Source organism: Nitrospira sp. Ecomares 2.1 (genome assembly GCF_965152585.1).
In genome coordinates, this window is the sequence record NZ_OZ224219.1 from 4,669,866 (window position 1) to 4,695,490 (window position 25,625).

The 25,625-nt window shown below is 49.0% G+C and carries 21 protein-coding genes and 2 tRNA genes; 3 read left to right on the top strand and 20 right to left on the bottom strand.

Going from position 1 to position 25,625, the window contains the following annotated elements:
• Positions 1-426 precede the first annotated feature (426 nt).
• From ACWHYD_RS20535 to ACWHYD_RS20550, 4 genes are all read right to left on the bottom strand, one after another.
• Positions 427-735, bottom strand: a complete 309-nt coding sequence (locus ACWHYD_RS20535) for a hypothetical protein (RefSeq protein WP_447963859.1) — start codon at positions 733-735, stop codon at positions 427-429.
• A gap of 24 nt (positions 736-759) precedes the next feature.
• Complete coding sequence (locus ACWHYD_RS20540; protein ID WP_447963860.1) at positions 760-2,598, bottom strand: NAD(P)/FAD-dependent oxidoreductase; 1,839 nt, start codon at positions 2,596-2,598, stop codon at positions 760-762.
• Complete coding sequence (locus tag ACWHYD_RS20545) at positions 2,598-3,713, bottom strand: glycosyltransferase (protein WP_447963861.1); 1,116 nt, start codon at positions 3,711-3,713, stop codon at positions 2,598-2,600. The genes ACWHYD_RS20540 and ACWHYD_RS20545 overlap by 1 nt, the downstream gene beginning before the upstream one ends.
• 429 nt (positions 3,714-4,142) lie before the next feature.
• A tRNA-Met gene (locus ACWHYD_RS20550) sits at positions 4,143-4,219 on the bottom strand.
• Positions 4,220-4,306: 87 nt separating this feature from the next.
• Here ACWHYD_RS20550 and ACWHYD_RS20555 point away from each other — a divergent pair.
• Positions 4,307-4,948, top strand: coding sequence for a hypothetical protein (locus ACWHYD_RS20555; RefSeq protein WP_447963862.1), 642 nt, complete (start codon positions 4,307-4,309; stop codon positions 4,946-4,948).
• A gap of 60 nt (positions 4,949-5,008) precedes the next feature.
• On the opposite strand, the gene ACWHYD_RS20560 is transcribed toward ACWHYD_RS20555, so the two are convergent.
• The 10 genes from ACWHYD_RS20560 to ACWHYD_RS20605 form a co-directional block, all read right to left on the bottom strand.
• The gene (locus tag ACWHYD_RS20560) at positions 5,009-6,199 is read right to left on the bottom strand and encodes a DUF4340 domain-containing protein (RefSeq protein ID WP_447963863.1); all 1,191 of its coding nucleotides are present in this window, start codon (positions 6,197-6,199) and stop codon (positions 5,009-5,011) included.
• A 63-nt stretch (positions 6,200-6,262) separates the two neighbouring features.
• Entirely contained in the window at positions 6,263-8,191 is a 1,929-nt protein-coding gene (locus tag ACWHYD_RS20565) for a Gldg family protein (protein WP_447963864.1), read from the bottom strand.
• A 44-nt stretch (positions 8,192-8,235) separates the two neighbouring features.
• Positions 8,236-8,973, bottom strand: coding sequence for an ABC transporter permease subunit (locus ACWHYD_RS20570; RefSeq protein WP_447963865.1), 738 nt, complete (start codon positions 8,971-8,973; stop codon positions 8,236-8,238).
• Between the two features lie 159 nt (positions 8,974-9,132).
• Positions 9,133-10,080: an ABC transporter ATP-binding protein gene (locus ACWHYD_RS20575; RefSeq protein WP_447965906.1), complete on the bottom strand. Its 948-nt coding sequence runs from the start codon at positions 10,078-10,080 to the stop codon at positions 9,133-9,135.
• 96 nt (positions 10,081-10,176) lie between these two features.
• Positions 10,177-11,982, bottom strand: coding sequence for a BatD family protein (locus tag ACWHYD_RS20580; protein ID WP_447963866.1), 1,806 nt, complete (start codon positions 11,980-11,982; stop codon positions 10,177-10,179).
• Positions 11,979-13,892 carry a vWA domain-containing protein gene (locus ACWHYD_RS20585; protein WP_447963867.1) on the bottom strand — a complete coding sequence of 638 codons (1,914 nt, stop codon included), beginning with the start codon at positions 13,890-13,892 and terminating at the stop codon, positions 11,979-11,981. The genes ACWHYD_RS20580 and ACWHYD_RS20585 overlap by 4 nt, the downstream gene beginning before the upstream one ends.
• 1 nt (position 13,893) lies before the next feature.
• On the bottom strand, positions 13,894-14,943 hold the full coding sequence (locus ACWHYD_RS20590; RefSeq protein WP_447963868.1) for a vWA domain-containing protein: 1,050 nt from the start codon (positions 14,941-14,943) through the stop codon (positions 13,894-13,896).
• Positions 14,940-15,437 carry a DUF4381 domain-containing protein gene (locus ACWHYD_RS20595; RefSeq protein ID WP_447963869.1) on the bottom strand — a complete coding sequence of 166 codons (498 nt, stop codon included), beginning with the start codon at positions 15,435-15,437 and terminating at the stop codon, positions 14,940-14,942. The genes ACWHYD_RS20590 and ACWHYD_RS20595 overlap by 4 nt, the downstream gene beginning before the upstream one ends.
• A 15-nt stretch (positions 15,438-15,452) precedes the next feature.
• Complete coding sequence (locus tag ACWHYD_RS20600) at positions 15,453-16,460, bottom strand: DUF58 domain-containing protein (RefSeq protein ID WP_447963870.1); 1,008 nt, start codon at positions 16,458-16,460, stop codon at positions 15,453-15,455.
• Positions 16,444-17,418: an AAA family ATPase gene (locus ACWHYD_RS20605; RefSeq protein WP_447963871.1), complete on the bottom strand. Its 975-nt coding sequence runs from the start codon at positions 17,416-17,418 to the stop codon at positions 16,444-16,446. The genes ACWHYD_RS20600 and ACWHYD_RS20605 overlap by 17 nt, the downstream gene beginning before the upstream one ends.
• 1,270 nt (positions 17,419-18,688) lie before the next feature.
• Between ACWHYD_RS20605 and ACWHYD_RS20610 the strand changes: the two genes are divergently transcribed.
• A complete protein-coding gene (locus tag ACWHYD_RS20610) occupies positions 18,689-18,997 on the top strand; it encodes a hypothetical protein (RefSeq protein WP_447963872.1) in 309 nt (102 codons plus the stop codon).
• A gap of 153 nt (positions 18,998-19,150) precedes the next feature.
• On the opposite strand, the gene ACWHYD_RS20615 is transcribed toward ACWHYD_RS20610, so the two are convergent.
• From ACWHYD_RS20615 to ACWHYD_RS20640, 6 genes are all read right to left on the bottom strand, one after another.
• Positions 19,151-19,303: a DUF5989 family protein gene (locus ACWHYD_RS20615; protein WP_312645580.1), complete on the bottom strand. Its 153-nt coding sequence runs from the start codon at positions 19,301-19,303 to the stop codon at positions 19,151-19,153.
• Between the two features lie 14 nt (positions 19,304-19,317).
• A complete protein-coding gene (locus ACWHYD_RS20620; protein ID WP_447963873.1) occupies positions 19,318-19,722 on the bottom strand; it encodes an SxtJ family membrane protein in 405 nt (134 codons plus the stop codon).
• 18 nt (positions 19,723-19,740) lie between these two features.
• Positions 19,741-21,609: a carbamoyltransferase family protein gene (locus ACWHYD_RS20625; protein WP_447963874.1), complete on the bottom strand. Its 1,869-nt coding sequence runs from the start codon at positions 21,607-21,609 to the stop codon at positions 19,741-19,743.
• Positions 21,610-21,759: 150 nt separating this feature from the next.
• Positions 21,760-22,551, bottom strand: coding sequence for a dienelactone hydrolase family protein (locus ACWHYD_RS20630; RefSeq protein ID WP_447963875.1), 792 nt, complete (start codon positions 22,549-22,551; stop codon positions 21,760-21,762).
• 166 nt (positions 22,552-22,717) lie between these two features.
• Positions 22,718-24,481: an ArnT family glycosyltransferase gene (locus ACWHYD_RS20635; protein ID WP_447963876.1), complete on the bottom strand. Its 1,764-nt coding sequence runs from the start codon at positions 24,479-24,481 to the stop codon at positions 22,718-22,720.
• Between the two features lie 297 nt (positions 24,482-24,778).
• Positions 24,779-24,855 (bottom strand) — tRNA-Arg (locus ACWHYD_RS20640).
• A gap of 232 nt (positions 24,856-25,087) precedes the next feature.
• Between ACWHYD_RS20640 and ACWHYD_RS20645 the strand changes: the two genes are divergently transcribed.
• The gene (locus ACWHYD_RS20645) at positions 25,088-25,399 is read left to right on the top strand and encodes a hypothetical protein (RefSeq protein ID WP_447963877.1); all 312 of its coding nucleotides are present in this window, start codon (positions 25,088-25,090) and stop codon (positions 25,397-25,399) included.
• Positions 25,400-25,625: the final 226 nt, after the last annotated feature.

Sequence of the window (25,625 nt, forward strand, 5' to 3'; positions counted from 1 at the left end):
TTGGGCACTTACATGTCTGGTTCTCTCACCATTCAGGCCATCACCTCTTTTCCAGATGGTGGATTTCCCCTGAATGTCTGAGCACTTGAATAGGAGGACTGGTTATATCCGTGAATAGTCCATTTAACGGCGAGCGAATTCGCAATATTTACTTTGCAATCCACTTAAGGTTTTTCAAGAACAGAGGTAAATTTGGTCGATCACATAAAGCGTCATCCTACCTGGTCCGTTTTCAGCAAACCCTTAACCTGATGATTTCCACAAAACCGGCTTCCTTCATAATCAGGGTTTTCATGGTTCATTATTTTTTGTGTTCTGAATTTTTCCCTACACGATAGTCTCTAACGATTTTCCCTTTACAGATTGGCAAACCATGAAATCGTTCACCATCCGTATTCAATCAAGAAAAACTCAGAGGAATGGCGTTTACCGCCCTCGGATTCCCACTACTCTGTTATAAATGAACCCGATGGTCCAACCCAGAATCCCACCGGTCAGTGCTCCATAAAAAAGCCCCACCAGGCTCCCTTTCCACGTGACTGAATACCCGATAAAATAGTTGGAAAGTAATTGAAGATGAGAGCCAACCTGTGGCCCTCCTTCGAGAAGAAGCCAGGCTGTCATGATAAAAAGGCCTAATCCACCCATCAGCCCACAAACTACTGCCAACACCCCTGCCTGAATTTTGGCCACAACCCGGCTAAGCTCTTCATTACGTTTGAAATCTGTTCCCATATCTTCCCTCCTGGCCCCTGGTAGCTAATCTAGAAGATTGCGACGACGAGTTACTTCCTCTCGCCACAGCATGAATTTCGCAAAGGCCTTCATGCTCCAGTTTCGGAGTGAGGCTCCTGAGTAACCTATCGCAAACCCCCCGATTCCTCCCTCCAGGAAACCTACAATAGAACCACCCCATGTCACTTGAAATCCAAATAGAAAATTCCCAAGCAGAGACAGGTTGGGCCCCACTACCGGCCCACCTTTGAGAACAAGAATTGCGGTCCCGATCAAGATGAGGAGGCCACTCACGGTACCGACAGCCACACCCAGCGCGACAGGGTCCAGTTTGGAAAATACAATCTCGATTAATTCTTCTTCGTTTTCCATGGGAAGTTCATCGACGTTTTCCTGAACCCGCATTGGTACCAATCGATCGCCGGCATTGACCGAAGCCGCACGGCCCTCCTCATGGTATTCCTTTTCCGTATTGACCGCCCATACATCATGATGCGATTCACCCATGATATTTCTCGCGGCATACACTCCTGTTACCATGGAATGATCCTGATTGTTGTAGCGATGCAGACCATTTCGTCCAATGGTCTGAAGATTTGAAAATGTTTCCAGATACTCTCGAATCGTCCGGACATGATCCTGATAGTGATGATCGTAAACCGGATAGGCCTTTTCCATACGAACCACGGTTCCGTCTTCAACATCGCGGGGATTAATGAGCCCCAGTTGCGCACATTCCCGTGTCCCGAATTCGATTAACCGGTCGTTCGACCATGTCCACTCATCGTCTTTGTCCCAGAGAAAATATTCAAGGCCCAGCGAAGTCCGTGAAGGATCCGGCACCATATACGGGCTCCAATTTTTATAATTCTGTATTCGTCCCATTTTGACTTCAGGTGAATGAATATAGATCCAGTTATCAGGGAATACGTCTTCGCAGTTAACCACCAGGACCACGGTTAAATAATCCCGATATCGTAAACCAAGGGCAGCTTCCAAGACCTTCGCGGGAGGTTGAGGGTCCATGGCCTCGATTAACTCGCGGAGAGGCATCGTCGACACAAAATCGCTGCCCTCGAATTCTACATGTTCCCCTGATGATGCTCGCCCGGAAACACAATCTACCCGCCCATGGCGATGTCTGATACGCTCGACCTTTATGCCTTTTAATGTCTGAGAGCCAAAACCAGCCACCAATTCCTCGCACCGTTCCCACATCATCCCCGGACCTAGGCGAGGATAATGAAACTGCTCAATGAGCGAGGTCACGATTTCACCCTTCTTCCCACCCCTTTGACCAAGTAGGGCATTGCGAACCGCTTCTTTCAGAGACAGGTTTTTGATTCGTTGCGCAGCCCAATCGGCGGATATCTCGGTACAGGAAATTCCCCAGACTTTTTCCGTGTAGGTTTTGAAAAATATCTGATACAGGCGATATCCAAAACGATTGATGACCCATTGTTCAAAATTATCCTCTTGGGCACCTGGAAATACCTTGGTTTTGGCATAACTGAAACAGACCAGGAGAGCTTCAACGACCCCCAGTCCGGCCAACGCATTGGTGGCCTTAAGGGGATAGTCAAAAAAATGCTGGTTGTAATGGATTCGGCTTATACGAGGTCGAAGGAGAAAGTTGTCACCGAGGATTTCATTCCATAACTCAGTCACCATCGGCACTTTTGAGAAAAATCGGTGACCACCGATATCAAAACGGAAATCTCGATAGTTGACGGTTTGCGATATACCACCGACCTGTTTCCCAGCCTCAAGAATGAGGGAGGAAGAACTGTTTTTTCCCAGCTCATAGGCCGCCGTAAGACCAGCGGGACCGGCACCAATCACCACGACAGGATGGGATGCCACTATTGTCCCCCTGACTTTTTTATGGCGTCAAAGGAGTCAGATTCAAGGGCCGGCTTTGTTGACTCTTTCCTGTTGTCCCCACAAAAAGCATGTCGTGCCAGGCCTATGGCAAACGCCAAGCCACTATACAGATAGTAGAGCCAATGCCAGGGAACACTCTGCAAGGCAAACCGAAGCCCACGTTTTTTTTGAAAGAAACGATAAAGTGGCGCATTGATGATCACAAGGGAAACCATGATCAACCCCGCCACGGGCAGCAATGAAATCCACCAGATCGCTCCCAGCAAGGCCCCCACAAGCCCATACGTCAATACCACGCACAGGCGCTCGGAATGCCGGATGTTTAAGTCATTGGTAAACCTGCGATCCCGAAGGATTAACTCTGTCCAAGGGATGGCGCGGTAAAAAAAATCTGCTTTGAGCATTGAACGGACACCCCATCGTTTCAAATGTTTGACATGGATATCTTTACACAACTGAATCTGGTGACCAGCCTTTTTCACTCGATATCCTAACTCAATGTCTTCAATTGAAGGACGACGATATTTTTCGTCAAACCCACCTATTTCCAGGAAAATATCACGGCGGATGGCTCCGCAAGCCCCCCAAAAAGTGGAAGCCTCCTTTTGAGCATGTTGATGGACATAATGGTGAAAGAGATTTTTGTATTGGGATAAAAAGTTTTTTTCGGCAGGGGTGTCGTCGTACGATCCGATCAATGCAGTGAGGTCCGGATTACAATGAAACGTTTCTGCCACCTGTCGCAAAGTATCCGGATGCACACACACATCGGCATCGACAAAGAAAAGATATTCGCCTCTGGCCTGAAGTGCCCCAATGTTTCTGGGCTGTGCCGGTCCCCCAGAAGTGGTCGGAAGTCGAATGACTTGAGCACCAAACTGTTCCGCCACTTGCCAGGATCCATCGGATTCACCATCGGCAACAACGATTATTTCCAGGGGAGGAGGTTGTAAAGCAACCAGGCTCATCAGGCATTGACGAAAGGCCTCACCCCCGTTGTACACAGGAACAACAATAGAAATGGTTATTCCCTGTATGGATGATAACGTACCACTGTCCTTCTGGACTTTGTCATCTTGAGAAATTTTGTTCATAACCAAATTATATTTGACTGACGAACACATTCGGCTCAAGACAGTCCTTCACAGGCACTTAAGTAGGAAACTAGTGGGAAATTCCCTAAAATTTTTGGTATAGCCAGATCCACCGAACAGAAAGAAATCCAGCCTTAATGGACAATTCCTGTCCATGCGTGGGTTGGTGTCAAAAAGTGAGGCAAACCATTTCAAAATCAATTGGGGGCTAAAAATTCCACAAGTCCTCGAGTAAGCTGTTTTCACCCCCACCAGAAATTTATCGGTTCCCAGAACGAAAACCCAAGAGAAATCAACCCTTAAAAGGGTCCCATATCAAGAGAGATTACGACTCCCAGGCTCAGGGGAAATACATTCTTGAGTTTCAAAGCAGGAAAATCGCAGGAAAGCATGGTGGAAACCCGTGAGTTCTTTGATGGGATACCGAGGTGGTTGCGGGGGAGGGATTTGAACCCTCGACCTTTGGGTTATGAGCCCAACGAGCTACCAGGCTGCTCCACCCCGCGAGTCGATAGTAGAGGAGGTATGGTCGAGAAGTCAATGCAAAAACAGGAGTTTAGCAGAAGAAGACACTATGGTATCTTCTCCTTCCCATGATGTTTGCCGGAATCATTGCCATCCTGCTGTTTCTATGCCTAATCATTGGTGACTGGTTTCAATTCACCACACTGAAAAGTTGGGCCTGCCGGTATGGATGTCCCTTGGCCCACAGGCAGAAAGCTCTGGATTCTCATCCAGCGCACCCCATTTCCCATGCTTTTCACAAGTCCGACGCACTGCCCTTGCCTCATGGGATTGCCCGCTGGGTGGAAGACAGACAGGTCATTGTGATCCGTCCCTATTACCAACTCTTTTCCCTGAGTTTTCGCACAGCATGGCCATTGAAGGGGACAATTGATGTAAGTTCAGCCGGCAACCAACTCCTGCTTCATTTGTCCAAGCGTATTCCCTGGTCGTCAGCTATTCTCACCCTGATATGGCTACTTTTTGTGATTGGGGGCACCCTCACGTTTGTGGTGCTATTTATTCTTGATGGAGGGATGAGCACAATTGGGGGAGTTTTTTGGGTGGTCGGGATAACCGCCTTAGGCTGTTTAGTGCTGGCAGGAGGCTTGATCCTGATATCCTTTGCCTACCGGCTTGAGGATTCCCGCCTGATGCAGGTCCATCAGGAATTACTGGACGCGTTGACCGCTCCTCCCTTAAAGGGTTCGGATAAGCCCGAGAACGCCTGAAGCTGTCTCAAACGTAGAGATACAATCTTTCATCACCTCCTATATCCTGAATGGTCTAGTTTAGGGAATTGTGGCAAGAAGATCCTTCTTGGCTTTTGAAAAGTTCTCGACCCGGAACGTTGGCAACTGATACGCCCACCCCTGTACACGCTGATTGAACGCTTCAACTTCTCCCTGAACCTCTTCCGGTTTTTTTAATATTGATTCTTCTTCGGAGTAACGCTTCCCCTGCTCTTCATCTGGTTGCTTCCCTTCAGGCGATCCAAGGACCATTTCGTCTTGAGCAGAATCCTGGGCTTGGACCGTTTCCCCTTTTTCTGAGAGAGGCGTGTCCTCCACAGGTTGAACCAGTTTCTGATCAAATTCCGCAGAGAATTTTCCGAAAATTTTGTCTTCCTGTTTGGTCGTTTGGACATGAAGCCTGAGACCGTCAAAGGTTTCCAACACGACGGCTACTCCTGTGTGATTCTGAAAATTCACCTCTTCTTCTTTTTTCACATCTTCTAGGGGGAGTTGCACAAGAGTCCCCACCACATTATTCACATTAAACTGAGATGCCACCTTGGAACCTGCAGGGACCGAATCCAATTGAAAATCAAGATCATCCGGCTTCTCTTTTAAAACGAGAAGAGTTTCCCCGTCGGGATGCGTGACCGTCACTCGATGCACCCGTTTGGTCGTCAGTGCCGTTATTTCCGTGTCCAGCCATTCTCCGGACACTTTTTCCAACGGCAAATTTCCTATTGTCAGCCAGGTTTGGGGATCTTCTGGTTTCCGCACATAGATTTCACTCATCCGTGGATTCCCCTTGGCAGGACGTTGATTCCCCAAAATCACCACTGCCGCCTCAGGATTATTCGCAGTTTTCAAAGTCACGGTTGTCGAAAGCGAGTCTTCTTGCTCCTTGTCTTGTAAACCCAATCGATCGTATAACTCTGGATTTTTCGTTTTGGGTTCCAGTATCCGCAACTCCGCCAACCCGATGAGAGTCTGCTTTACCTTCTCCACATCAGCGCGATACCCTGCCTTCTCTTTGACCCGCCAAGTCTTCTCCTCACGCACCAGCGTCACGGTCTGATCCTTCGTCTCCACCACCACTTCGCCCACATTATTCACCACCGACAATAGTGACGGAAACAAGAGTTCACCACTACCTGGCAACTGAGAAGCCGGCTCTTGATTCACGAAAACGGCAACAACAATCCCCACAATGGTTATGGCGGCTAAAATTCCTAGTGTTTTGGCTTTCATTCGCTTCCCTTAATATTCTTGAATAATCTGATGCGGTCTTCTGATGATCAATAACTGAGCATCTTAAGCTTTTGGCCGCTTTTTCCTGATCCCGGAGGAACTGATCCACACACCCGCTATACCAATTAACAATGGCACAAGCCCGATATTGATAAATTTCACCCAACTCTCCACACGCTCAATATTTTTGCCAAGCTCATGTTGCACAGCTCTTAATTCCTTGCGAACCTGAAGCAACTCCTTGCGAAATTGTCCCATGGCCTCCTGCTGTTCCACACTCAGGATCATGGAATTTCCTTCAGGCTTTTGGCTCTGCAGTTCTTGAATTTTTCGTTCCGTGGCCTTGAGTTGTTCCTGGAGTACTTGCTCCTTTTGCCGGAACTGTTGCTCGGCTTCTTGTTGCAACACTCGCAGAAGTGTAAATGGCCGGGAATATCCGGCGCGACTTCTGACGCTGATGAGATCATTGCTTCCCGTCAAATTATCCAAGGCGTTCGTGACAAACGTGCCATTGCCGGAGTTGGGAATACCAATCCGTTGCCCGAAGAAATTTTGAACTTGAACCCAAAACCGGTCCTGTAAAATATCCGTATCTGCCACCACAATGACGTTGATAGGCTCCTTCGATTCGTTAAGGTGGTCTTTGGTCTGGCTTTCGGTTTCTGGAGCCGTATCCGGATTCTCATCCTTGGTTGGCACCTCTTTTGGTTTTCCCTCAGGAAAAGCCGTTTTCACGGTTCCGGTTAACCTGGCGGCCACGATAAATTTCTCGCCTTCGGGACGATAACTATTGAGTAATCCACCGACATCCGGCATGGCTGACAAGCGGGATGCCTCAATCTGCATCGCGGCTTCATCTGATTGGATGAGCGCCTCGACTGTGGTCCCGGTCTCCCCTTTCTTTCGAATGATTCCTGCTGATGCCACCGTGATCGATGGCACTTGAGCCGTCACGATATCCTTGTCACTGAAATGCTCCTGCCGGAAATCAATCCAGACTGGGTAATCCACCACCTGTAGCCGGCTTTGCTGTTGCACTTGCACCTTTTTGGCCAATGGTAAATCTCCCAACACCTGCCCTTTCACCAATTCAACACCCCAGGCTTCAAACAATTTAGGCATATTTGAATCCCGGGGACCTCCTCCTCCCATCGGGTTCATGGGATTTCCGCCTCCACTATCCGATTCGGCAAGGGGATCCACAAAAATCATGGCATGCCCACCTCCCAACACATACTGATCGATCGCATAAAGGGTCGCCTCACTCAGCGATTTAGGATGCACAATCATTAAGACACTAATCTCTTCGGGAATGGCGACCGCTGTTGGTTCGATCTTTTTCACTTCAAACATTTGTTCGATGTGAGAAAGTATGAGCCAGGGTTGGCTGCCTCCTTGTGGTGGCATAAACGGCATGCCCCCACTTCCATCAATGGGTAGTGTACTCAATAGACCAAGAACCTTTTTCTTGGGATTTGCCAGCGTGTGAATCATCTTCGTCAGATCATATTCCAAAAACTCTTCTCGCTCCGGTTGAAAAAATGGAACCACTTCCAACTCATCGGTGGAGCTGGTCCCGGCCAATCCAAAATAAAACTGCGTACTGCCATTATCCAACGGAATACCTTGCAAACCGTATGCTACCGCTCGATCCTCTTCCTCTGAAAACGGCTCCGGGTCCATCACCTGCAGGTACAATTGATCTCCAGCAACTTGTGCGTATTCCTCTAACATTTCCCGGACTCGCGTCGCGTAACTTTTAATTCCTGGCAAACCGGTTGCCAGCTTTTGAGAGAGATAAAACCGCAGTGTGATAGGTTCCTCCAAATTCTTAAGAACATTTCTGGTGCCATCGGACAATGTATACAGGTCATGTTCTGTCAGATCGAACCGTGCGGAACTGAACGCCGCGTTACTCATCATATTGAAGACACCGAACAGGACGGCGGCCATGAGAAGACCGCTTCCCGTGAGTATTTTTCTATTCATCATCACTCCCCATTAACAAAAGTTCACACCCGATCCCTTGCATTCCTTTATGATTCGGCCTTTTTCATATCAATAACCGTAGCCGTCGCAAATAGCCAGAATGCAATCAGCGACAGAAAAAAGAGAATATCCCGTAAATCCAGGACACCTTTGCTGATCGATTGAAAATGCGTCAAAAAGCTGAATGAGCTAATGGCATTAAGCAGAAATTGTGGCGCCCACCCACTGAATAGTTCTAGAACGAGAGGGAACCCACTCAAGATGAATCCCAAAGAAATGACGACGCTGACCACAAAGGCAATCACTTGGTTTTTGGTCAGAGCGGAGATGCAGGAGCCGATGGCTAAAAACCCCCCGGCCATCAACAGACTGCCAAGGTAGCTGGCAAGGATAACGCCATTATCCGGGTCGCCCAACAGATTCACCGTGAGCCACATGGGAAAGGTCAGGGCCAAGGCAATACCGGTGAAACACCATGCGGCTAAAAACTTCCCTGCCACGGCCTCCCACATGGTGACCGGCAGGGTCAGCAACAGCTCAATCGTTCCGGAACGACGCTCTTCCGCCCATAGGCGCATCGCCAATGCAGGGATCAACACAAGATAGAGCCAGGGATGAAAATCAAAAAACGGCACCAGATCGGCCTGACCCCGCGCAAAGTAATTCCCCAGATAAAATGTGAAGGCTCCACTGAGTAACAAAAATATGACGATGAATACTGCCGCGATCGGTGTGGCAAAATACCCGGCCAATTCACGTTGAAAAATCACTCCAATTCGTCCCACAATTCCTCCTTCACTTACGAATACTTCTTTCAGTCCCTTTAATTTTTCGCCACTGGTCTCTCAGAAGCGCATGGAGATTTGCTCCTGGTGATTTGAGGGTGCACACCGGCTACGTCCCTCACCTGCTCGGAGTACCCCGCCTTCCAGAACAATCGCGTATTAGGAGATTGTTTGCTTGGGAGTCGTCAACAAACGAAACACCTCATCTAACTGCCCCCGGTCGGGATACAGTTCCCTCACTTCCCACCCCTGTTCCCGGACACAATGTCCAATATCCGGAAGAATCCACTGCCCGTCATCGGGGTAAATACGAAATTTCACCAAGTCACCGTCACGATCCAACTCCTCAATCTTTTTGACCCCTTTCACCGTCATCAAGTGATGATGTAGGACCAAAGGATCCACACCGGCAATCGTGCCCAGGACCGTATTGTGAGCCGGAGACTTTCCTTCCAATTCTGCTGGAGTGCCATCAAACACCACTTTCCCCTTCGCAATGATCATGGCGCGGGAACAGAGTGCATGCACTTCCTCCAAGATATGCGTAGAGAGAATAATGGCCTTCTCCTGGGCCATAGCCCGAATCAGTGTTCGAACTTCATGCTTTTGATTGGGATCCAAACCATCGGTGGGTTCATCTAAAATTAAAATGTCCGGGTCATGAAGGATCGCCTGAGCCAATCCCACTCGACGCTTAAACCCTTTAGATAGGGTTTCGATCGATTGGTTCATCACCGATTGCAAATTCACCTTCTCGACCGTTTCCGAAACGGTTCGCTTAAGCGTTGCTCCACGATATCCCCGCATCTCTCCGATAAATGTGAGAAACGAGGCTGGAGTCATATCCTGATAAGCCGGAGCCCCCTCCGGCAGATAGCCTAAACGCATTTTAGCTTCGATGGGTTGATCTTCAATATTATGCCCACAAATATGCACCGTGCCGCTCGTCGGCGTAAGAAAACCAGTGATCATTTTCATGGTTGTGGATTTACCTGCTCCGTTCGGCCCTAGGAAACCCAGCACTTCCCCTTTTCCTACGGTAAATGACACACCATCCACCGCAACAATCGGCCCAAATGCTTTTCGCAAGTTTTTAATTTCAACCATGATTTCCATTCTACCCTCTTTATCTCAATAATTTTATGAAATGATCTGTCGCACAGTCGTGCTCTCGCTACCTGATTCGATCAGCTCCCTCTCCACTCAATGGAGATACAATGGGGGCAACTCTTTTGCGTGTTTGTGAGATTTTGGCGCCTTGGCTGTTATGGCCGGCTTGACTGTTTCCCAAAACTGCCGACCATCCCAAGTCTCTTGTTCTGTGGAGTTAGTATACAAAGTCCGATCAAGGTTCCAAATGGCCTCGGAAATCGCGTTCTGATCAGAAATAGGCTGACTCAATATACGCTCAACCAATCTCAGGCTCCGACAGGGGCGCCCTTCTTCCTTGAATGAAGCCCATTGCAGTAGCGCATCGCGCGTTTTTTTTGCTGACTGTTCAAAGCATGCGGTCTTGACGACTTGAATAGCTTTTTTTTCCGATTCAAATTTCTCATCATCTTTTTTCGCTGGCTCCTCACTCCGTCCATTCCGCTTTTGACGCTCTCGCCACCAGCCCGCCAGGGTCACCAACCACAACAGCAAGCATCCCCCTGTTATCCAGGTCCATGGTAATTGCTCGGCACGATCAGAGATGCCGATGTTAGCCGGCATTTGGGCATTCACTTGATGATCACCCTCTATTGAAGTAACAGACGGGGCCTGAACCGATGTGGGAACCTGTGCTGAGGATCCTGGTGGAGCCGTGCCGAGAACCGTCAGAACCTTAGCGGGGAGGTTGGCTTCTTCCCAGCGGGAAGTCTCAATGTTCCACCAGGGAACATGAATAGCGGGCAACGTCACTGTGCCAGGTTGAGTCGACACAAACACGAATTTTTCTTCCCTGGACCCTACTACCCATTTCCCATCAAAATCTGTTTGGGTTTTGGCCTTGTCCGGATAGATCTTTACGATGGGTTGTGAGGGCATTGTCACTTCAGGCAGTTGCTCCCCACGCTGACCTTTTGCACGCATCACGATGGTTCGAGTAAGGGAATCCCCTATTTGAAGTGTATCGGTATCACCCGACCATGTTTCGGTGAGGGTGAGTGCTTTCGCCGGCAGCCAAAAACGCCCATTCAAATCTGGCGGAAGATCTTTGACCGTGAGCTCAATCTTCGGACTTCGCCTATGAATCGATTGTGAGGTTTTGAAAGGATTTCCCCCCAAACTCCCGGACCGATTGCCAAATAACTCTTCAAAGAGCCTCCCACGGGTTCGTCCATCCTGCACCGTTCCAGAAAAGAGGACCTCGGGAATAACATGAGCCCCGCTTTGTTGCGGGGTTATCACATACCGACGCTCGGTGATATGATACCGCCGCCCGCTGCGAGTGGCTTCGTAGGAGGCATCCTTTCCGACGCGCTCCACTATGCCCCAATCAATTTCCGGTTCATCTAATCGGCCTTCCTGAACGGAAATCGCACTGACCAAACGAAGCGTCAGAAGAACCTGCCCTTGAAGATGGGGAAAATGTGAGTCCACATCCGCTTCGAGGAAAATATCTCGCTCCTCGTTCGCGCCGCTGGGGTGATTCGGCTCATTGACCATCAGTTGAATGGGGCCAGTCTGATGAGGACCCACGGCGATAGGAGGAATGGTCACTGCTCCTGTTCGCTTTGGCGCCAGCGTCGCAATCCATCGAACCAAAGAAGTGGTTTGCATATTGATGATTGAAGTTTGTTGACTCTGGGTGGTGCCCAATACATCGAAGTCCGCGTCTAAGCTATCCCACTCTGGCGATTCACCGGAAGCAGTCTGATCCGTCTCCACGATGAGCTGGAAGGTCTCATCTGCCATGACCGGATTCCGATCCACATAGGCCCTGACCGTTTGGGCCGAAACAGGAGTGCTAAGCCCCATCATTCCAAGGCAGACAACCATCACCAATAGGCATCTCAAAATTCTCACCAGCGTTTTCCTTGAGAAAAAGTGGACCCTCCAGCCTCTACACGGCGTTGATGCTCCAAAAGAAACTTTCGGCGTAACAATCCGCCGGGATCATCAGGGATACGGCGAAGCCATTGTTGGAGAACCTGTTCAAACTGCTGCCTTTCCCGTATTTGGGCCGCATCCACGGCAGAGGTCACTTCCGAATGCTCCGACTGATCTTCCGAATTTTCTTCCATTGTTGATGGAGGGGACAGCAGCTTTTTAGCTTGTTCCGCCTTTAAAGGATCTACCCCTTGCGCCTCTCTCTCAATATTTTCTTCAGAAGCCTGTTGATTACCATTCGACTGGTTAGAGGTCGTGGCAGGATCCGCCCCGGATCCGACCGTCTGGTCTGATTTCTCTTGTTTTCCGTTTTGAGAGTCAACTTTTTCCGAATCGGGTTGTTTGTGGGCTGAGTCTGAAGCCTCCTCTGGGTTTTCTCCTTCAACTCCGGTTTCATTCCTATTATTTTTCTGTTTTGCAGAGGAGTCATCCGATTTTTGAGATTGTTCTCCTCCCTGATCCGCAGATGATGGTTCATCCAGGAGCTGCTTGATGATTTCTAGATTATGTTTGGCATCTGCGTGATTTGGCTGCTGAGTGAGAGCTGTTTGATAGGAGGCCATTGCTTCTTCATAACGACCGAGACGAGCCAAGGCATTGCCTCGATTGTAATGCCCCTCCGGCGTATCAACTATGGAAAAGGCTTCTTCTGCTTCCTGATATTTCCCGGCCCGATAATGGGCTATGCCCTTCCAACCGGGGTCTTGAAATAAGGCTGCCGCTTGTTCCGGGGCCTCACGCTCTAATGCCTTAATCCCCTGTTGATCGGGACGAACCCAGAGATTTTCCCAGGAAAAAGCCTCGCTGATCTGAGGAATAAGCAGGAATGCCAGCAGCATTCCTAACCATCCCGGTCGAAATGCGGGCAATGCCAATACCAGGAGCAGGAGGACCAGCCAGGGTCCCTCCTCTCGCCACAGATCCGTTGTTCGCTGTTCAGATGTTGAAGAGGATAGCGCCCTCGTGGGCATACTGGAAGGTAAGACCCGATTGATATCCTGATCGTCCGCGGTCACCGTGGCATAACGCCCTCCTCCTACTCGAGCGATAGCTTGAAGAGACGGAATATCTAATTTGGGAATAACCACCGCTCCATCCTGATCTTTGAGGAATCCGCCTATTTCGGGAATAGGGGCTCCATCGACCGTCCCAACACCAAGCACAGACACACGCTTCCCTTGACGGCGTAACTCTTCAGCCATATTCAATGTTGCAGGATCTCCCTCACCGTCCGTCAGTAATAGCACCTCTCCCTTTGCCTGCCCGACGTGTTGAAGGAGTTCATGGGCTTTCTGCAAAGCGAGATCAGTACGGCTACCCTGGGATGGCATGAGTTCTGTCTCGAGGGATTGCACAAGAGGCACCATGGTGTTGACATCATCAGTCAGTGGCGACACCACGAAAGATTCACCGGCATATACTACCAGAGCGGTTTGCCCTTCCTTCCTGGCCTTGAGCATATCAAGAATTTTGTGTTTGGCTCGGGTCAACCTGGAGGGAGTCACATCCTGCACATCCATTGAACGGGATAAATCCAAAACCATCACCAACGCCGATTCTGCTCGAAACACAGGCTGGGGTAATTGGGACCAGACGGGCCCGGCAAGAGCAAAAACCGCCACAGTCCAACCTAATCCGAGAAGCACGAGAGGCATGCGATGCGTCGCTCCCTCCGTCCCCACCAATAAATGAGGGAGTAAATGGGTATCACACACCGACTCCCATATCTGAGCTGTTCTCCCACTCCTGGCTGCCAGCAGAAAGAGCCCGAACAAGGGAAGCAATCCCCATAACCATTCCGGTCGTAAAAAATGAAACATGGACATTTTATCGTCCTGCTCGTGCTGGGATCCCTTCCGCCTTCCATCTTGGTCTGAGAAACCAATCCTTTTTCCAGATGAAAGACATGACCGTTACACACGAAAGGGCCAAGGCAAATCCTAACGGCCATATATATAATTCGGTCGTCGGTCGAAACAGTTCCGTTTCAGTTGTCGCCGGCTCGAGACGATCCAATTCTTCATACACCTTCCTGAGTCCCTCAGTATCTTTCGCACGTAAGTACAACCCTCCGGTCCGTTGGGCAAGAAGGCGAAGGGTATCTTCATCCAAATCGCGAGAAGGATTCACAGTCTGTGTGCCAAAAAATGATGCAATTTCCATTCGATCGGCACCGACCCCGATGGCATAGATTCGAATACCTTGTTCCTCAGCCAACGCCGCCGCTTGTGTGGGTGACACTTCTCCCGCAGTATTGGCTCCATCGGTTAATAGCACCAATACCCGGCTTCCCGCCGGTTGTTCCTTGAGTCGTTTCACGGCAAGGCCGATCGCATCCCCAATCGCGGTTTCCTGCCCCGCCAGGCCAATTTCTGTTTCCGTCATCATAGCCTTTACCGTGTCCCGATCAAATGTCAGAGGTGTCTGCACGTAGGCCTGGGAGCCAAATACAATCAAACCCACTCGATCGCCAGTTCGGCGAGCGATGAACTCCCCGGCTGCAGCCTTCACAACTTCCAAGCGGGTGACTTCCCGCCCGTTCACCGAAAAATCTGGAATTTTCATGCTTCCTGAAATATCGACTGCCAACATCAGATCTCGCCCACTGGTTGGCAACCCGACAGGGTCACCACTCCACTGGGGACGGGCTGCCGCCAGAAGCAGAGCAGACCAGATGATTATCCCCACCCAAAACAATGTTGAGCGCCTGGAACGATTCGCTTCAATCAACTGGCTGGATTGAAGACTCATGATGTCTTCAAAGTGCGGCACTTTCATGGCGCGACCGGATGAATTGGACACAGAAGGTGCCCAGCGCTGCACCATCCAGGGAAACAAAACAAACGCCAACGCCCACGGCCAGGCAAACGTCATCATGTCCTCTCCCTCCCATTGGGAGGAGTCACGTGCTGAATCCAATGTTCGACCAATTGCATCAGCTCGTTTCCCGACACGACCGCCTGCTGCTGGTATGGCCCTGAACTCAACAGATGGCCAACTCCGGCAGTGAATTCATTAGTCCGACCCGACCGATCTAAAAACTGCAGCCATGATACTCCTACTAATCCTGCTACCTCTGTTCGAGGAAAAGTTACCATGGCATAGCGGCGGACAATGGTTGAAAGTCGTTGAACCAGCCATTGATCATCTCGGTGAGTGTCATAGTGCTGTTTGATCGCACCAAGTTCATTCATTGCAAGTCGACGCGCCTGTGTCCGACGTCGATTCCTCAGAATCCACAGGAACACCATGCCTCCCATCATGACCAAACCGAAGGTAATCCACCAACCCGGGGCTGGAGGCCACAGAGAAATCGGGGCTGGCAAATGCACATCCCGAAGCTCTTGTAGGAGAGAACCTGATGTCGGCATGCTAGCCCATTCCCGTTATGCCATGCTGTGTTGGGCGCTTCGGCGATGCCCGATATCCTGTAACCCACCCCGTAATTGGAAAAGAATATCGTCGTGGGTTCCCAATGAAATGAATCCGATTCCACGGGTCAGGCATAGCGTCCGGACATCTTCATAACGTTCCTTGAAGCACGCTGAATAGGATTGGATTGTTTTGGCAGATCCTGTATTCAATATTCCCGTTCGTATACCGTCCGTTACAGGATATTGGCCGGCAGGTGGCGGCTCTTGCTCCAATTTATCATACATGAATATCACCACCACATCCTGGTGTCCGCCCAACCGAATAAGGGTCTGTTTGGCCTGCTGGTCCCAATCCCGAAAATCACTCAAAAGAAAAATGAGGCTTCCGGGCTTCGCGGTTGCCTGGACTCGATTTAAGGCCAACTGAAGAGGTGAGACAGAGGGATTCTGCTGTTCATTCACCTCTGACGGGTGCACACTATCTTGAGCGAGGAGGTTGAGAAGTTGAAGGACCCCGGTTCTTCCTCCTCTGGGTCTGAGTTCCACATGGTCCACATCTGAAAAAACCACCGCCCCAATCCGGTCTCCTCGCTCTTGCGATGCCCAACCCAATAATGCGGCAGCATGCGCTGCTATGACTGACTTAAAGGCCACTTTGGTCCCAAATCGCATTCCCTTTCTATTATCCACTACGAAGAAGACGGGTCGCTCCCTCTCTTCGCGAAAGACCTTGAGATAGGGTTCATGAGTTCTCGCCATTACCCGCCAATCCATGAGGCGCACATCATCGCCCGGTTGATACCGGCGAGACTCCTCAAAATCCATGCCTCTGCCCTTGAATGGAGAACGCTCTCCGCCAGCCAACAGGGTATGCACCCGTTTCCGCGTTTTGATTCCCAATACCCCTGTCTGGTGACGCATATTGATGAGATCGGCGAGCCGAACCTCTACTCCCTGAAATCCTGCAGGACGGTTCGGTCTGAATTCTGATGGTGATGGCGTTTTACGGAACGGCCACATGATTCAAAATTTCTGAGATCACCTGATCGGTCCTGATCCCCTCCGCTTCAGCTTCAAAAGTCAGTAATATTCGGTGGCGCAACACATCATGGGCCACAGCCTGTATATCTTCCGGCGAAACATAATCACGTCCTTCCAACCAGGCATGCGCCCGGGCACACCGCTCCATTCCGATGGTCGCCCGGGGACTGGCTCCAAACCGGATCCACCGCTTCAGCATGGAGCTATAGGGGCCGGGCTCACGCGTGGCCATGACTAATTGGACGATATATTCTTCGAGTGCCGGCGCGAAATATATATCCCACATCTGCCGACGAGCCGCCAGAATGACTTTTTGAGGCACCGGGGTGGGGGGGGGCATTCCATCCCCAGGAATCGCCCTCGCCTGTCGACGAACAAGCTCGGCAATCTTTCGCTCTCCTTCCACATCGGGGTACTTCACCCGGACATAGAGAAGAAACCGATCCAATTGGGCTTCCGGCAACGGATAGGTCCCTTCCTGCTCAATGGGGTTCTGTGTAGCCATGACTAAAAACAACTCGGGCAAAGGATAACTGGTCCGCCCGATCGTTACTTGATGTTCGCCCATGGCCTCTAATAAAGCTGCTTGCACCTTGGCCGGCGCTCGATTGATTTCATCGGCGAGGACCAGATTGTGAAAAATCGGCCCTGGTTGGAAGCGAAAGGAGCCGTCATTGGGACGATAGATATCGGTCCCGGTAATATCAGCTGGAAGTAAATCCGGGGTAAACTGAATCCGGTGAAAATCGGCCTCAATTCCAGAAGCCAACGCTTTAATGGCAGTAGTTTTGGCTAAACCTGGCGCACCCTCAACCAGAAGATGTCCATCAGCCATCAGAGCAATCAATAGCCTGAGAGTGAGGCCCTCTTGTCCAATTACCTGTTGATTCAGGAAGGCTCGAAGCCTTGATAGCTGCTCGTGTTCAGATCCAGACATGTGTCTTGATGTGAAACCGGTGGGTTCCTGTAGTCAAATTACTAATGAGTCCCTTATTGAATGGCACAGGATAACTTCACCCTTCGGGTGGTCTGAAGTCCTCTTATTAATAATAAATTACCATTTTTGAGAGTCAAGAGGTAATGCGGGGAAACGATATTCTTACCAAAAAACCACAGATCCCTTTCCCCCTTGTAGAATTCTTTGAGAATCAGATGGAGGAGAATACGAAAGGGATGCCAACTTCGACCATAACCCGCATATCGGGGAGCAGTGTGAAATGAATGGTAGTGAATTGCCCTGGAAAACGACCAGGAATTTTAATTGTGTCAGGTGAGCAAATGGCACTTGAATCAAATGCACATGCTCCATCCTCTCCGCAACCGTTATGCCTCATCGTATGAGGAGTTGCCGTTGGATTCTCGCATAAATGGAGATTTCCGAGGTCAATCAAGCCTGTTGAGGAGTAAAAGACGGCGCAAATCTCTCAACTAAACTGAATATGAGTGGAACTACCCCACGCCCACGTAGTGCTCATTAACATGCATAATCCCAGAAAATTTTTGCACAGTGCCTGTCGACAACCCTCAGGTTTTCTATTCACGAAATGGTTATGTTTAATATTTTCTTCTTCTAATTTCATAATTCCTATGAATTCGATCTTTTTGTGATCGTCATCCTTTTCATTTGGCGGTTTTTTAGTTTTTGAGTTTACATTTCAAAAACTAATGAAATACCACTACTTTCCCAGAGTAACTTTCATTTACCTCTCTCAACAGTTCTTCCCTAATTTGCGCCACTTGCCCATTGCCATAGTCCAGTTTTAACATCAAGGCTTGGACCTAAATATCCCGTCAATCAATGCGGTGACCTTATGCTGTATTGCACACCATCAAGAAATCCTCCTCACCCTCTTCACGAGAAGTTAAGCAAGATTTAGCCTAGATTAAGTCTCGCGCGGGTGTGAATGGGGACTACGTTCTTCCTGGCTTTAGCAAAAGTGAGAAGAAGGGGGATCCCAGGATTGATTTAAGATTTACTTCCTGTTTAAACCCTCAAACCAAACGAAGGTATGCCATAGCCAAGTGAAGCACTGAATCATCTTTGGCCCAATTGCCTGTTCAAACGAAATCGGTAATACCCACAATTAAAAAAACGGGAGGGCGCCAAAATTGGAAGACAACCAAAGAGGTCTTCGATAAAAAATAAACTAGGTTCTGGTTCTGTACCCCTGATTCCCGATCGTATCGAACAAAAAGGAGGGATGAACATGAACCGTAAACTATGCGCAATTAACGTAATAGGGAGTGTCGTATTTGGAAGTGCCTTAGCCCTGGGAAATCCTGGAATGCTGCCGGACCATCCGGGTTATCCCATGGGAGACGCCAAATCCCCGGTGACGGGCCAGTCGGTAGCCAATGACCCGGGTCAATCTCACCCCAGCCGGGATGAATCGCTCCAACAAGCTTCCGGATTTCATGATTCACATACCATGAATCCTGGAAAGGAAGAACGCCCGAATATTGTGCCGCCTGGGGGATCAAAGGCCATGAACACAAAGAGTGATTCCGGCAAGTAGGGTATAAGTCTGCAAACCGTCCCCGAACAATCGGGAGCACCAGGGGGTCTGAAAAGGAGGGAGCTTAAAGCTCCCTCCTTTTTTTATTTTCTATGCAAGCTTTTGCCTGCCACTCAATCAGGTTTCCTAGTAGCTCCATTCCTCCCCTTCGATTTAGAACAAGGTATAGATGAAGGGGGCAACGGCTGAACCCTCACTTAGGATTATAAGGCCGCCGAGCAATAAGAGCATGATGATGATGGGGGCAAGCCAGAACTTTTTTCGTTCCCGCATAAAGTCCCACAATTCCCCAAGAAAACCTGTCATCTGTTTTTCCTCCTTTAGAAGGGTTTCAGCACATGGTCTGCGGACCTGGCCTTTTTGGGAATGCGATAGCTGTTCGCTTTGGGATCATAACCAAGTTGCAATGGTCGTTTACCTAATACTCCCATGACGAACGCCATGGGAGTAAACATTCCAAAGAACATTAGGCTTAATATTATTCGGGAATTGATCCATCCTAATTTTTCCCCGATTTTCATCCAGACTCGATGTAAGGGACCCAGACCTTTTGGATAAACCATTCCCATTGCCCCAAAGGTCCCGGCAACAAGACTTGCCCATACTCGAATGCCTTCTCCATGAATGACCAATGGCCATAACGCTACTATCAAAAAGACTCCGCCCATTAACAAGCCAAACGAGCGAAGATCCTTTGCAGTTGGTTGATAAATCGTTGATGTCATGTCATTATTCTTTCCCGCTTAATCCAATTCAAACTCATTCATCCACGCTTCATCCTTAGGCACCGGCTTTTGATGTTCCTTCAAGACGAGACAATTTTCCAGCACCAGGACGTCCATCTCAGTCCGCATAAAACACCGGTAGGCATCTTCAGGCGTGCAGACAATCGGTTCGCCTCGAACATTAAATGAGGTATTGATCAACACCGCACACCCGGTTTGTTTTTCAAACTCTTGCAACAATTGATAGTAGCGAGGATTGGTATCAGGTGACACCGTCTGAACCCTGGCAGAATAATCCACATGAGTCACTGCTGGAATATCCGATTTGGGAACATTCAGCAGATCAATCCCCCAAAGTTTTTGTAGATCCGGTTGTACCGCTCGTCGTCGCTTCTCGGCAACCGGGGCCACCAGTAACATGTAAGGACTATCGGTATCCATCTCAAAATACTCTGACACTCGTTCTCTTAAAACCGATGGTGCAAAGGGACGGAAGGATTCCCGATATTTAATCTTTAAATTCATGACCGATTGCATTTTCTCGCTACGAGGGTCACCCAAGATACTTCGTCCCCCTAAAGCCCGAGGACCAAATTCCATGTGCCCCTGTAACCATCCGATGACCTTTCCCTCAGCCAAATACTCCGCCACTCGACGATACAGGTCTGAATCCTCCACGCGCTCATACCTGGCCTCAAGCTGTTGAAGGCTGGTTTCTATTTCCTCGTTAGAAAAGCGAGGCCCTAAATAGCTACCTCGCATCGAATCACTAGAGCCCTGACATACCCGAGGCTGATTCAGATAGCTGTAATGCACATTTAACGCCGCCCCCAACGCGCTCCCCGCATCGCCTGCCGCCGGCTGAATCCACAGCCCGCTGAATGGTCCTTCCCGCAGCACTCTCCCGTTTCCGACGCAATTCAAGGCGACCCCTCCGGAAAGGCAAAGATTGGAAAGGCCTGTTTCTTGTTGAAGACTATTGGCAAGGCGCAGCATGACCATCTCGGTGACTTCTTGTACAGACCGGGCCAGATCCATTTCCCGCTGGGTGAGAGTACTTTCCGCCTGACGCGGAGGACCACCAAATATGGCGTCGAACTTATTGTTGGTCATCCGTAATCCGGTACAGTAATCGAAATAGTCCATATTGAGCCGGAAGGTGCCATCCGGCTTCACATCCACCACATTATCCAAAATTGTTTTCACATACTTAGGCTCTCCATAGGGAGCGAGCCCCATGACTTTATATTCACCGGAATTGACCTTAAATCCCGTATAGTATGTAAAGGCGGAATACAGCAGCCCGATGGAATGAGGGAAGGGAATTTCCCATAGAGGCGTTAATTGGCTCCCGCGTCCAACCCATGCTGAAGTGGTGGCCCACTCGCCGACCCCGTCCATACACAGGACCACGGCCTCCTCATAAGGGGAAGGGTAAAAGGCCGCAGCGGCATGAGATTCATGGTGCTCCCCAAAGAGCAAAGGTGGCAATTTCTCCTTTTTTTCGAAATTACCCACCTGACGAAAAGCCTTTTCTAATAAAGTTCGCAGAAACAGCTTTTCTTTGATCCAAACCGGAATGGCGGTCAAAAAAGATCCTAGTCCCTTCGGGGCATAGGACAAATAGGTTTCCAACAAACGTTCAAATTTGACAAAAGGTTTGTCATAGAACACCAGATAATCGACGCCGCGCAGGCCAACCCCCCCTTGCCGCAGACAAAACTCCACTGCATGGTTCGGGAACCCGGCATCATGTTTCTTTCGCGTAAACCGTTCTTCTTGGGCAGCCGCTACAATCTTGCCATTCTGGATGAGACAAGCCGCACTATCGTGATAATAGGCCGAGACGCCTAAGATTGAAGTCAATTTGCCGGTTGGCTTGGTCATGTTTTCCTTAGATTAAGGGCTTTCCTTAAGAATTGAGACTGGTGTTACCAGGCAGAAAAACCTCGAACCCTACTTTTTCGGTGAAAATCAAAGGGACTTAAGAGATCCTCTTTTCTGTTCATACTATCGATAGAAAAGAGCACACTCAACTCATCGAAAGATTTCGTCAAAGAACAACTTCATATACCCCCATGATCGTCGATTGGCTTGTTCCTGGTATTGTACCCCCTCCATGCCATATTGATTGGCCGAAGGATTAGTAAATCCATGTTGGGCGCCTCCAAAAACCACCATGTGCCAATCAAACCCAGCTTCGCCTAATGCACGTTTAAATTTTGTAATGTGGTCCTGGCTAAGAAAGGGATCAGCCTCTCCGTGGGCAATGAGGATTTTTACTGAATTCTTATTAGAAAGAGATGCGGACGGAAGAGGGAGCGACCCATGAAAACTCACGACTCCTTTGACCGGTGCCCCATCATACACCATTTGCATAACCGTTGCCCCTCCAAAACAATACCCAATAGCCGCTAACCGGGTTTGGTCTACCAGGGGGTTAGCCTGAAGAAGCCCTAATCCCTCTCTCCCCCTGGCCTGCCACATCTCTACATTGGCAGTGATCTGTTGCATCCATTGCCGGGCGTCATCGGGATGAGTGGTCACTTTTCCCTTTCCATACATATCCACAGCCACCGCCACATATCCCAAGGCCGCCAATTGTTCCGCACGTTCTCTGACATATTCATTCAGGCCCCACCATTCGTGGACAACCAAAATCCCCGGACGCTTACCTTTTATCGCATCATCCCAGGCAACGACCCCTTCCAAAGCAACTTCTCCATGGTTATAGGGGATAGTTGTAATCTGTACTCTGGCTTCCACTAGCGAAGACCACCCACACACAATCATGAGGAGAAATAGACCCAATCGATAGTAATAGTTCATGATTTCTACTTTTTTGATGGATTGGTATAAAATATGGATCGGAATACCGACTCAGAAATGATAACGATCTAGAACTATTTCTTCCATTCATTGACCTGAATTGCTTCAGGAAGGGCTAGATACTAAATTTTACGGTAAATTTAGCAGTTGGCAATCTTTTTGGAATTCATTGCTTCTGGGGTTCCAAAGAATCCGCCAGCTGTATTCTCCAATCGAGGGAAAGGAGCACAATGTTCTTTTTTGATCGGTAGAACTCAAACAACACGATGGCATTCAAATTCGGATCACCGGAAATAACTCGTTGATACTGGTCTTTCGTCATCATCACCAAACGAGTAGATTGTTGAACATCCCTTTTCAGTTCTTCAAGCGCCAGGAAATCTCCAAGACCCTTTCCCACAATTCGTGAATAACCGTGGAGATAGTCCCAATAAAATTCATCTTCATCCTCTCGCCAATCCCATGACTGAAACACCAATATAGGGTCGGTCTGATTATTCAGACGCCGTTGATTTTCGTCAAAGGCCAGCCTGGGAGAACCTTCCGCTTGGATACCTGGGATAATAAACCCTGTTACTGTCACCATAAGGGCTATGCCCAACACCCCAACACCCACCAGACCCATTCGCAGATAATTCTTCATGGCCAGGCCAATCATCATCAGGCCTAAGATAACTAATCCCAGTCTAAGCGCCAGAGGAATGATGTCCAACGGAACATGCCATTTTTTTTGTATCAGGATAGGTCCGAGAATTACTGCAACAACAAAAACAATACCCAAACATCCTAACATGCCCCTCAACGGGCCCCATCCATCTGATGCTGACGTTTCATATAGCAATCGATGATACACATACCCTACCAATAAACCGAATGCTGGCAGGAGAGGCATGAGATACCGTTCATGTTTTTCAGGAGCCAAACTCAACGCCACAAAGTATACCACCACCCAAAGAAAGACCCACAATTCTTTTGGCGACTCAAGCCATGGTCGACGTTTCCAGATGAGAAAAAGGCCCACAGGAAATAAGGCCGACCAGGGGAAGGCATCGAACCAGATTACCAGTCCATACCAAAAAATGGGACGTTTCCCCCAATAGGCCTCCCACGCAGAAAGTTTTTGATCTCCCGAGACGGTGATCATACGTTTGAGGTTTTCTTCAAAGAAAAAATGCTGTCTGAATTCCTGGCCAAGCAACAGGTAATAGACGCTCAGCAACAAGCCACTCAAGACGACTCCCACCCAAAAATACGGTTCACGAAACACCCGCCGGTCGCGGCGCAACCATAAAAAAATTCCCATCACCAAAATCGGTAGGGCCAAGGAATGTAACGTTTTGACCATCGAGCCCAAAGCCAAAGCCACAAAGCCGACGACATACCACCCTTGAGACGACTCCTGAAAATACGCACGGGCCCAGGCATACATCCCCACCGTCATACAAAACGTTAACACAGGATCAATAATGGCCAAGGGACCAAACCACAAGCCCGCATAACAGGTCGCGCAGACTAGTGCGCCCCAAAATCCTGCCATTCCTGAAAATAACAACCGGCCCAAGAAATAGGTCGTGATCATTGTTCCCATACTAGAAAAAATCGATGGTAACCGTAACGCCGCCTCACTCCATCCCAACCCATGAATAAATCCCGCCTGAAGCCAAAAGAAAAGAGGCGGTTTATTAAAATACGGTTCCCCCCGCAGCCACAGATGCACATAATCCTCCGCCGCCATCATGGTGTGGGTGACAATGGCATACAAACCCTCTGTTTCCCCAAACAGAGAAATCGAGGCATTGGAACTAAACGCCAGAAAACCAATGACTAGAAGAAGAGGAATATGGATAGCGGGGCGCTCAAAGAAGGCACCCCAGGAGGTATTCATCAGAATAAAAGAGAGATTTCGTTGCCCATGATGGTCATTTCCCACTAATTTAGCGGGAACACCCTACAAAAAAACCACCGAGGTTGTTAACCCAATCGGCTATTTGAACCACTCATTTCTTTGAATCAGGGCATCGGCATCAACTTGGGAATGGTGATTGGGCAACAATACTTTTATGTTTGCCCCTATTGAAGTTCTGCCATGAAGCAGCCGGAGGGAATTAATACAAAAGGAGAATTGACAGTCCCTAATTAATACGTGAATAACTCTAAAAATCACGTTTACGTGTTGTAACCTACGAGTGGTGGTATTAAATCATCAAGTCAACAGAGGAAATTTAAATGGTGCGCCCGGAGGGACTTGAACCCCCAACCCTCGGCTCCGAAGGCCGATGCTCTATCCAATTGAGCTACGGACGCATAAGGAGTTGACTTTATACATCCCGCCAGGGTCCCCGTCAACCAGGCTGTCATCTCTTCAGGGTTCCTCTAGCCGTTTCGGTTTCTTTCCATCCACTAAAAGTGATTTGATCAACTAGTAAATTTGACCAGTTTCGCCCATCCGTCTGGGGAATAGTCGCAGAAGCTCCTGTTGGGTTGAAATAGGCTTGAGTAAGAAATCTTTGCAAATTTTCCAAAAGTCAGGAATCACATGATACGTACCGAACAACTGGCCCACGACACCATCATGTTTCATGTGCGAGGGCAGTTTAATAAACAGGTTGCCAAAGAATTGAGTTTGTCGGTCTTTCGTTCCTATCACTTAGGGTTCAAGACATTTCTTTGCAATCTGTACCTGGTAATGGTGTTTGATAAGGATGCACATTACCACCTGACATTGATTGGGGAAGGGTTACGAGTTAAAGGAAGAAACTGGCGAGTAATTAGACCCCCCTCTTCGAGCGGAAACCAGCTTATCCTCCGCACGAATCTTCAGTTGCTTACTCCTGCAAACTTGAATTAATTTTCCTGCTTAGGTTCTAACTCCAAGTGCAACCGGGAGTTCATAGCTTTTTCTATCAGGCGGTTCGTAACCTTTGAGGGTTTACCATTAGCCAAGAGCTATTGGACTGTCCCCACCACCATAATCTCTTTCTAGGTTCTCCCAGTCACTAAGGCCATTGCAATATCAGGCTTATCCCTTTTCAAAGAATGTTGCACTTGGAGAAACCGCCCTGTAAAAAAAAAGA